Raw genomic sequence first — 9880 nt, 5'->3', positions numbered from 1 at the left:
CGGGGTCGGTATGCGCGGCGCTTCCCGGCGACGAGTGTGAGCAACCGTATCTGCCGCCGATGCACTACCGCGACGGCGACCGGTTCGAGACCGCCTACCGCGTGACCGTGGATCTCCGCTGCACCGGGACAGTCGCGGACCTCGGGGCGGCGGATGCGGAGCCGGATGACTTCGCGCGGCGCGGGCACATGGTGCGGCAGCGAGCACAGGACGGCGGAGTGCCGCAGCGGCCGGGGCACACGGAGGCGGCGGTCGACTTCGCCCGCAGAGCTCTGGCCGGTGGCGGCAAGTCTTCGGATAAGGCCTCGTAGGTGGGATGAAGCCGACCCGCGCACTGACACGCTGGCGCTAACCGATGAGGATCGGTTGCTCTGTCAGGCCGGGGCGCCGCGGAGGCTCGGCACGGATCATGCGGGTCGGAGAGCCGCGATCGGAGGTGTCGTGCCCTTCGGGTTGGAGTAGCGATGTTCACGGTCATCGTCTGGGCGTCCGACGGGTCCCCGTCGGCCGAGGCTGCGCTACCCGTGGCACGGGGTCTTGCGGAACGATGCCGTGCCCGGCTCATCCTCGCTCACGTGGAGGAGGTCGGGATCGGCTTGGGGGGAGCGATCGCCGCCGGTGAGGAGGACGGTCCGCGGGCCCACAGGGCCGTGCTGGAGCGGCGGGTCGACGAGCTGCGGCGGGACGGGATCGACGCCGAGCTGAGGATGGCGACGGTCCCCGTCACCGGTGTCGCCCACGAGATCGTCGAGCTGGCGAAGGAGGAGCACGCGGATCTGCTCGTCGTCGGGACCCGCGGGCACAGCCCGATCGTGGGGCTGCTGGTCGGCGGGGTCACTGTTCGGCTGCTCAGCCTCTCGCCGTGTCCCGTCCTCGCCGTGCCGTCGCAGGGCACGTGAGCCCGTGTACGTCCCGGTGGTCGGATCAGTACGGCCAGCGTCCGACGGGGCCGAGTCCGCAGGCGCGGAAGTACCCGGCAGCCCGGCCTGGATGGGCAGGGGGACGTGCGGGTCGACGGGATAGAGGTTCTGCTCGATGACGGCGTAGATGTCCCGGTCGAGCTCGGCGAGCGCCGCGAGCAGCTCGGGCGTGTCGGGCTCGCCGAACGGCGGCTCGCACATCATGCCCAGCGGGACGGCCTCGGCGAGTGAGAGCTTCTCCCGGCGGACGCGCTCGCGGACCTCGGGCTCGACCTGCTTGAGGTGCACGTAGGTGATCCGCTCGGGGAACCGCCGGATGATCTCGACGTTGTTCCCGTCGCAGTAGGAGATATGCCCGGTGTCCAGGCAGAGGTTCACCAGCTCGCGGGCGTAGTGCGCTCCGCCGGATCGGCCGAACGGCGGTTACATGTTTCAGAAATCGGTTTCAGGATGGTGCGTGACGGAGGAGGGCGCATGTCGATCCGCGATGTGGCGGCGAGGGCCGGGGTGTCACCGGCCACCGTGTCCCGCGTGTTCACGCAGCCCGACGCGGTCGCCGTCGGCACCCGGCAGCGGGTGATGGCGGTCGCCGAGGAGATGCGCTACACCCCGCATCCGGTCGCCCGTTCGCTGGCCCGCGGCCGGACCGGCACCATCGGCATCGTCGTCCCGGACATCGCGAACGCCTTCTCGGCCGTCATCACCAAGGCGGTCCAGCAGGAGGCCCGCCGCGACGGCTACGCGCTGTTCGTCTCGGGATCCGACGAGCTGGCCGATGACGAGGAGCGGTGGGCGCGCGCGCTGGCACCGCAGGTTGACGGGCTGCTGCTCGTCTCGCCGTTGATGCCCGACGACGCTCTGCGCGAGTTGGCCGCCACCGTGCCGGTCGTGCTCACCAACCGTCTCATCGACGGGATTCCCGCCGTCGTCACGGACGCGACAGACGCGGTCGGGCACGCCGTGGAACACCTGCACGCCCTCGGGCACCGCCGGATCGTCTACCTCGCCGGCCCGCCCGGGAGCTACTCGAACGAGATCCGGCTCAGCGGTTACCGGGAGGCGTGCGGGCGGTTGGGGATGGACGCCGCTGCGCTCGGGCCGTTCAATGCGCGGTTCTCGGCCGGCGTCCGTGCGGCCGACCTCCTGCTCGCGAGTGGGGCCACGGCCGTGCTGGCCTACAACGACGAGGTGGCCGTCGGCGTCGTCAACCGGCTCTCGGACCGCGGTGTCCGGGTGCCGCACGACATCAGCGTGGTCGGCGTCGACGACACCTCGCTCGCCGAGATGGTCACGCCCCGGCTGACCACGGTGCGGCTGCCGGCCGCCGCGGTGGGCCGGGAGGCGGTGCGGTTGCTGCTCGACGCCATCGCAGGTCGCGACGTGGAGGAACGCAGCCTGCTGGCCCTGCCCGCGGAGCTGATCATCCGCGCCAGCAGCGGGCCCGTGCCCGCCACGGTCGGCGAGAGGGCGGCCGGGGCCCCATGACCGACGACCCGGACACGCGGAGCGAAGGTGCGCCGGAACGGCGCGCATGGATCACGTCGACGCTGCGGTCGGCCGGTTTCCTCGCGATCGCCGACATCGCCAGGGAGCTCGGCGTCTCGGTCATGACGGTCCGGCGCGACCTGCACAGTCTGGAGGCCGTGGGGGAGGTGCGCCTGGTGCACGGTGGGGTCACCCTGACCCCGTCCGGCATGCACGGCCGCGCCTTTCTCGACGACGGCAACTCAGCGGCCAGGGCGAGGGTCGCGAGCCGTGCGGCCGGCCTGGTCGGGCGCTCGGACACGGTCGCGGTGGACGCGGGCCCGACCGCATACGCCGTGGCCATGGCGCTCCCCGGCGACTTCCGGGGCTCGGTCATCACCCACTCCCTGCCGGTGCTGCACCTGCTCGACGAGCGGACGCCCGCAGCGCGGACCGTGGCGCTGGGCGGCGAGTTGCTCGCCGACCGGCACGCATTCGTGGGGCCGACCACCGAGGCCGCCGTCGACGCGCTGAGGGCACGCACCTTCTTCTTCTCGCCGGCCGCGGTCGACGTCCGCGGGACCTACTCGCGCTCACCCGGCGAGGCCAGCGTGCAGCGCAGGCTGATCGGGATCGCCGACGAAGTGGTGCTCGTCGTGACCCACGAGGTGTTCGCGAACTCGGCACCCGCCTGCGTCGCGGCGCTGGCCGGGTTGACCGTGGTCGTCACCGACCGGCCGCTCCCGCGCCCCGTCAGCGCGGCGCTGCACCGCGCGCATGTCCCGGTACACGCCGTCGACGCGTAGCCCCATTCCCATAATTGTCAATCGGCTGCCGCTGGGTGGAATACAAGGGGCCCGAACGGGTTGGTCCGGGCGAATGCTCAGGGGGATGTTCCAAAGGCACCATGAATTGTGCGAACCAGGACAACGTATCGTGTTGACGCTCGGCTCCAGCCGCGCCTAGCCTCCTCCCACGCTATCTCACCCGCGGATTCCCGATCTCCTGCGGGTGGCCGCTGCACGGGACCGATCGGGGCCGTGCGGTCGAATCCTCGTGAGGAGAGGCGCCAATGTCGGCGAGTGGATCTGCTCATGCGGGACGGGCGGAAGAATCCGCCCCCCGCAGTTCCGGAGTGCACAACCGGTTCCTTATCAAACTCACCGTGATCTCCACGCTCGGTGGCCTGCTCTTCGGGTACGACACCGGCGTGATCTCCGGGGCTCTCCTCTACATGAAGACGGACCTGGGGCTGACCCCGTTCACCGAGGCGCTCGTCGTCAGCTCGCTGCTGTTCCCGGGGGCGGCGTTCGGTGCGCTGCTGGGCGGCAAGCTGGCCGACAGACTCGGGCGCAAGGGCAGTCTGCTGGTCTGCGCGGGGCTGTTCCTCGTCGGCGCACTGATCTGCGCGACCGCGCCGAACGTCACGGTCATGGTGGTCGGCCGGATCATCCTCGGCTTCGGCGTGGGGGCGGCGGCCACGACGGGCCCGCTCTACCTGGCGGAGATGGCGCCGGCGCACCGCCGGGGCCGGATGGTGACGATCAACGAGCTGATGATCGTCACAGGGCAGTTCCTCGCCTTCGCCATCAACGCCATCCTGGACGCGGCGATCAAGGACCCGCACGTGTGGCGGTGGATGCTCGCGGTTGCGATCATCCCGGCCGTCGCGCTGTTCGCCGGCATGTTCTTCCTGCCGGACTCGCCGCGTTGGTACGCGGTGCGCGGACGCCTGGACGACACCCGGCGGGTGCTGAACCAGAGCCGGGACGCCGCCGAGGCGTCCGAGGAGTTCAACATCATCGCCGAGCACGCGAAGCGGGACCTGGCCGAGGACAAGGGCGCGGCGATGCGCGACCTGCGGTCCTACCCCTGGATGCGCCGGATCCTGTGGGTCGGATGCGGTCTGGCCACGGTGCAGCAGGCGACGGGCATCAACACGGTGAACTACTACGCCCCGACCATCCTGGAGTCGACGGGCCTGGGCGCCAGCGCCTCCCTCATCCTCACGATCACCGTCGGGGTGGTGGCGATCATCGGCACGATCCTCGGGATCGTCCTGCTGGGTCACTTCAACCGCAGACCGATGCTGCTCACCGGTTTCATCGGGGTGGCATCCGGACACGCGGTGCTCGCGCTGTCGTTCCTGATGCCGGAGTCGGCGTTCCGCAGCTACCTGATCCTGGCTGCGATGCTGATCGTCGTGTTCTTCGTCCAGACCTTCATCGGCACGCTGGTCTGGCTGCTGCTGTCGGAGATCTTCCCGATGACGATCCGGGGCTTCGCGATGGGCATCGCGGTGTTCGTGCTCTGGACGGTCAACGCGGCCATCTCCTTCGCGTTCCCGCCACTGGTCGCGGCGCTGGGCGCCACCCTGACGTTCGGGCTGTTCGCGCTGATCAACCTGGGCTCGGTGTTCTTCGTCAAGCGGTTCGCCCCGGAGACCCGCGGACGCACCCTCGAGGAGCTGGAGGACGACTTCCGTGAGCACGACGCGGCGCATTTCGTCCGGACTCCGGCGAGCATCCACGGCTCCTGACCCGCTACGACCCGTCCGCAACCGGCCCTCCTGTTCCGTTCTGCTCGGGGCGGCACAGGAGTGCCGGTGATGCGCTGGGAGGCGACGTGCTGAACCACCCTTCCCCACCGCGGTCGGTGGTCAGCAGGATCACCGCGATCCTCTCGACGTTCCTGACCGGCGACAGCCACTCCATCACCGAGATCGCCCGGATGACGGGGCTGCCCCTCTCCACGACCCACCGGCTGACCGCCGACCTCGCGGCGTGGCAGCTCCTGTACCGCGCCCCGGACGGCCTCTACCGCATCGGCTCGACCGTCCAGCAGCTCGGCAGCGACGTCATATCGGCACCGGCGCTGAAGGAGCGTGCCCCGCAGATCGTCACGGACCTGTGCGAGGCCACCGGCATGCGGGCGCGGTTCGGCGTGCTGGCCGACGGCCGGGTGGCCTACATCGAGAAGCGCCTGGACCCGGAGCCGGTCACGTCCTTCTCGCGAAGCGCCACGCTGCCGGCCCACGCCTCGGCGGCGGGCAAGGCCATCCTGGCGTTCGCGCCGTCGAGCACGGTCGCTTGGGTGGCACAGCACCTGACCGTGTTCACGTCGCGCACGCTCGACACGCCCGACCGGCTCCACCGCGCGCTGGGGATCGTGCGACTCACCCATATCGCGGTGGCCCACGGCGAGCTGACGCCGGGGCAGCGCGCCGCGGCTGCCCCGGTCTTCGGCTGCGGCGGTGCCGCCGTCGCGGCTCTGGAGCTGGAGCTGCCTGATCTGCCCACCGACCTGGTCGTGGCCAAGGCCGCGCTGGCCGTCGCCGCGCGCGGCCTGTCACGTGAGCTCACGGCCGATCGGGCCCCGTCCGACCGGCTGCGGCTGCGGCTGGTGCCGGAGCCGTTTGCCGCCTCTCCCGCGGCCGGTGGCTGAGCCCCGTCCGTCCCTCCCGACAGTGACGACCCGACAGCGACGAAAGGTGATCCCGTGGCCAGGAAGACGCCAGAGGAGCTTCGCAGCCACCGGTGGTACGGCGCGCAGGACCTGCGCTCGTTCGGGCACCGATCCCGTACGGCGCAGATGGGTTTCGACGCCAGCGACTACCGCGGCAAGCCGGTGATCGCGATCGTGAATACCTGGAGCGACATCAATCCGTGCCACACGCACTTCAAGCAGCGCGTCGAGGACGTCAAGCGCGGGGTGTGGTCGGCAGGCGGATTCCCTGTGGAGCTGCCGGCGATGTCGCTGTCGGAGCCGTTCCAGAAGCCCACGACGATGCTCTACCGCAACCTGCTGGCGATGGAGACCGAGGAGCTGCTGCGCTCGTACCCCATCGACGGCGCGGTGCTGATGGGCGGCTGCGACAAGACCACGCCCGGCCTGCTCATGGGCGCCTCGTCGATGGACCTCCCGGCGCTGTTCCTGCCGGCCGGTCCGATGCTGCGCGGCCACTGGGGCGGCACCACGCTCGGCTCGGGGTCCGACACCTGGAAGTACTGGGCCGACCTGCGGGCCGGGAAGATCACCCAGCAGGACTGGCAGGAGATCGAGAACGGCATCGCCCGCTCGCCCGGGCACTGCATGACCATGGGCACCGCGTCCACGATGACGAGCGCGGCAGAAGCGCTCGGCGTCACGTTGCCGGGCGCGGCGTCGATCCCCGCCGCGGACTCCCGGCACGCGGTGATGGGCGCCCACACCGGGCGGCGGATCGTGGACATGGTCTGGGACGACGTCCGGCTCTCGACGATCCTCACCCGCACGGCGTTCCGCAACGCGATCACCACGGTGCTCGCGCTCGGCGGCTCGACGAACGCGATCATCCATCTGATCGCGATGGCCCGGCGCATCGGCGTAAACCTGGACCTCGGTGACTTCGACGAGCTCGCCCGGCGCACCCCGCTGCTGGCGAACATCCGCCCGTCGGGGACCTATCTGATGGAGGACTTCTTCTACGCCGGCGGTCTGCCCGCGCTGCTGCACAACCTCGGTGAGCTGCTCGACACGTCCGCGCGCACCGCGAACGGCGCGACGCTGGGGGAGAACGTCGCTACCTCCACGGTGTTCAACGACGACGTGATCCGCAGCCGGGACAACCCGCTGGTCGAGTCCGGCACCCTGGCGGTGCTGTACGGCAACCTCGCCCCGGACGGCGCGGTGATCAAGCCACCCGCCGCGGAGGCCCGGTTGCACCGGCACTCCGGGCCTGCCGTGGTGTTCGAGAACTACGACGACATGGCCGCGCGGATCGACGACCCCGACCTCGTGGTGGACGAGAACTCGGTTCTGGTGCTCAAGAGCGCGGGACCGCAGGGTGCGCCGGGCATGCCCGAGTGGGGCCAGCTGCCCATCCCGAAGAAGCTGCTGGAGCAGGGGGTGCGCGACATGGTGCGGATCTCCGACGCGCGGATGAGCGGTACCAGCTACGGCGCGTGCGTGCTGCACGTGGCGCCCGAGTCGCACGTCGGCGGCCCGCTCGCCCTCGTCCGCGACGGCGACGTCATCGAGCTCGACGTGGCCGCCCGCAGGCTCAGTCTCGCCGTGACCGACGAGGAGCTGGAGAAGCGTCGGGCCGACTGGCAGCAGCCGGCCGCGAAGTACGGCCGCGGCTACGGCGCGTTGTACCTGCAGCACATCCTGCAGGCCAACGAAGGATGCGACTTCGACTTCCTCGAAGCCGGCGTGCCCACCCCCGAGCCGGAGATCCACTGATCCGTTCGTCCCGAAGCGTCGATACAGAGGAGGTCCGTCGAGTGCGTCTCACCGTGGCCCAGGCAGTGGTGCGGTTCCTGGCCAACCAGTACAGCGAGCGCGACGGGGTCGAGCACCGGTTGATCCCGGGCTGCTTCGGCATCTTCGGGCACGGCAACGTGGCCGGGGTCGGGCAGGCGCTGCTCGAGGCCCACGTGACCGGGTCGGTGGACCTGCCCTACCACCTCGCGCGCAACGAGCAGGGCATGGTGCACGCGAGCGTCGGGTACTCGCGGATGCGCGACCGGCTGCAGGCCATGGCGTGCACCGCGTCGATCGGGCCGGGCTCGACGAACATGCTCACCGGAGCCGCGCTGGCCACGACCAACCGGATCCCGGTGCTGCTGCTGGCGAGCGACATCTTCGCCACCCGGGCCGCGTCACCGGTGCTGCAGGAGCTGGAGCTGCCATCGGGCTACGACGTGTCGGTCAACGACGCGTTCCGTCCGCTGTCGCGGTTCTTCGACCGGGTGTGGCGCCCGGAGCAGCTGCCCGCCGCGTTGCTGGGCGCGATGCGGGTGCTGACCGACCCGGCCGAGACCGGCGCGGTCACGATCGCGCTGCCGCAGGACGTGCAGGCCGAGGCGCACGAATGGCCCGAGGAGCTGTTCGCGAAGCGGGTCTGGCACATCCCGCGTCCGCTGCCCGAGCCCGCGGTGCTCGATCGGGCGGCGGCGGTGATCCGGTCGGCACAGGCCCCATTGCTCATCGCTGGTGGAGGCGTGCACTACAGCGGGGCGCTCGACGCGCTGCGGGCGTTCACCGACGCCACCGGCATCCCGGTGGCCGACACCCAGGCCGGCAAGGGCGCGATCCTGTGGGACCACCCGAACGCCGTCGGCGGGATCGGGTCCACCGGGTCGCCCGTGGCCAACGCGCTGGCCCGTGAGGCCGACGTGGTCATCGGCGTCGGCACCCGCTACTCGGACTTCACCACCGCGTCGCGGACGGCGTTCCAGAACCCGGGCGTGCGGTTCGTCAACCTCAACGTCGCCTCGCTGGACGCGGCCAAGCACGCGGGCGTGATGCTCGTGGCCGACGCCCGCGAGGGCCTGACCGCGCTCACCGCGGCGCTGGACGGCTACCACGTGTCGAACACCTGGTCGGAGCACAAGGCCGCGTGGAACCAGATCGTCGACGATGCCTACCACCTCGACCATCAGCCGCTGCCCGCCCAGACCGAGGTTCTCGGCGCGCTCAACGAGGAGATCGGCCTCCAGTCCGTGGTGGTGCAGGCGGCCGGGTCCATGCCCGGTGACCTGCAGATGCTCTGGCGGGCGCAGGACCCGAAGCAGTACCACGTGGAGTATGCGTTCTCCTGCATGGGCTACGAGATCGCCGGCGCGCTCGGGATCAAGATGGCCGCCCCGGAGCGGGAGGTCTACTCCCTGGTCGGCGACGGTTCCTACCTGATGATGGCGCAGGAGATCGTCACAGCAGTCTCCGAGAACATCAAGCTGATCCTGGTCATCGTGCAGAACCACGGGTTCTCGTCGATCGGGTCGCTCTCGGAGTCGCTCGGGTCGCAGCGCTTCGGCACCTGGTACCGCTACCGGAACGCCGACACGGGACTGCTGGACGGGGACAAGCTCCCGGTCGACCTCGCGACCAACGCCGAGAGCCTGGGCGCGGACGTGATCCGCGTGCGCACGATCGAGGAGTTCCGGGCGGCCATCGCGACAGCGAAGGCTGCGACGCGCACCACCGCGATCCACATCGAGACCGACCCGCTGGCCCCCGTGCCGTCGTCCGAGAGCTGGTGGGACGTGCCGGTGTCCGAGGTGGCGCAGCTCGACAGCACCAACGAGGCCCGCAAGACCTACGAGACCCACAAGGCCGGACAACGCCCGTTCCTCACCCCGGCACTCCGGGAAGGACAGCTCCCGTGACGGTGAACGTGGGTGTGATCGGTGTCGGGATGATCGGTCAGGACCATATCCGCAGGTTGACCACGGTGTTGGCGGGGGCCAGGGTTGTCGCGGTCAGCGATGTGGACGTGGCCCGGGCGGGGTCGGTCGCGCCGGAGGGGGCGTCGGTTCATGGGAGCGGTCAGGAGCTGATCGCGGATCCGGATGTCGACGCGGTGGTGGTGACCTCGTGGGGGCCCTCGCACGAGGAGTACGTGCTGGCCGGTATCGCGGCGGGTAAGCAGGTGTTCTGCGAGAAGCCGTTGGCGACCACCCGGGAGGCGTGCGAGCGGATCCTCGATGCCGAGGTGGCCGCGGGCCGGCGCC

The 9880-nt window shown here is 70.6% G+C and carries 10 protein-coding genes; all 10 read left to right on the top strand.

All coding sequences use genetic code 11. The features are described 5' to 3' along the window. The coding region (locus JWR81_RS25880; RefSeq protein WP_297658510.1) for a 3,4-dihydroxy-2-butanone-4-phosphate synthase at positions 1-311 on the top strand (311 nt) is incomplete at its 5' end. 153 nt (positions 312-464) lie between these two features. Further along, positions 465-899: a universal stress protein gene (locus JWR81_RS34535; protein WP_367278858.1), complete on the top strand. Its 435-nt coding sequence runs from the start codon at positions 465-467 to the stop codon at positions 897-899. A 105-nt stretch (positions 900-1004) separates the two neighbouring features. Continuing rightward, a complete protein-coding gene (locus JWR81_RS34530; RefSeq protein WP_367278857.1) occupies positions 1005-1151 on the top strand; it encodes a hypothetical protein in 147 nt (48 codons plus the stop codon). A 243-nt stretch (positions 1152-1394) separates the two neighbouring features. Beyond that, positions 1395-2405, top strand: coding sequence for a LacI family DNA-binding transcriptional regulator (locus JWR81_RS25870; RefSeq protein ID WP_297658506.1), 1011 nt, complete (start codon positions 1395-1397; stop codon positions 2403-2405). After that, positions 2402-3190 carry a DeoR/GlpR family DNA-binding transcription regulator gene (locus tag JWR81_RS25865; protein WP_297658504.1) on the top strand — a complete coding sequence of 263 codons (789 nt, stop codon included), beginning with the start codon at positions 2402-2404 and terminating at the stop codon, positions 3188-3190. The genes JWR81_RS25870 and JWR81_RS25865 overlap by 4 nt, the downstream gene beginning before the upstream one ends. Positions 3191-3456: 266 nt before the next feature. Continuing rightward, positions 3457-4923, top strand: coding sequence for a sugar porter family MFS transporter (locus JWR81_RS25860; protein WP_297658502.1), 1467 nt, complete (start codon positions 3457-3459; stop codon positions 4921-4923). An 86-nt stretch (positions 4924-5009) separates the two neighbouring features. Next, positions 5010-5828: an IclR family transcriptional regulator gene (locus JWR81_RS25855; RefSeq protein ID WP_297658500.1), complete on the top strand. Its 819-nt coding sequence runs from the start codon at positions 5010-5012 to the stop codon at positions 5826-5828. 54 nt (positions 5829-5882) lie between these two features. After that, positions 5883-7607, top strand: a complete 1725-nt coding sequence (gene araD / locus JWR81_RS25850; RefSeq protein WP_297658497.1) for an L-arabinonate dehydratase — start codon at positions 5883-5885, stop codon at positions 7605-7607. Positions 7608-7648: 41 nt separating this feature from the next. Next, complete coding sequence (gene iolD, locus JWR81_RS25845; RefSeq protein WP_297658495.1) at positions 7649-9535, top strand: 3D-(3,5/4)-trihydroxycyclohexane-1,2-dione acylhydrolase (decyclizing); 1887 nt, start codon at positions 7649-7651, stop codon at positions 9533-9535. Beyond that, positions 9532-9880: Gfo/Idh/MocA family protein (locus tag JWR81_RS25840; protein WP_297658493.1), on the top strand; the 349-nt coding region annotated here is incomplete at its 3' end. The genes iolD and JWR81_RS25840, both read left to right, overlap by 4 nt.

The organism is Pseudonocardia sp. (assembly GCF_025965585.1).
Taxonomy (GTDB): domain Bacteria; phylum Actinomycetota; class Actinomycetes; order Mycobacteriales; family Pseudonocardiaceae; genus Pseudonocardia.
This window is presented reverse-complemented; position numbering and strand designations above follow the sequence as displayed.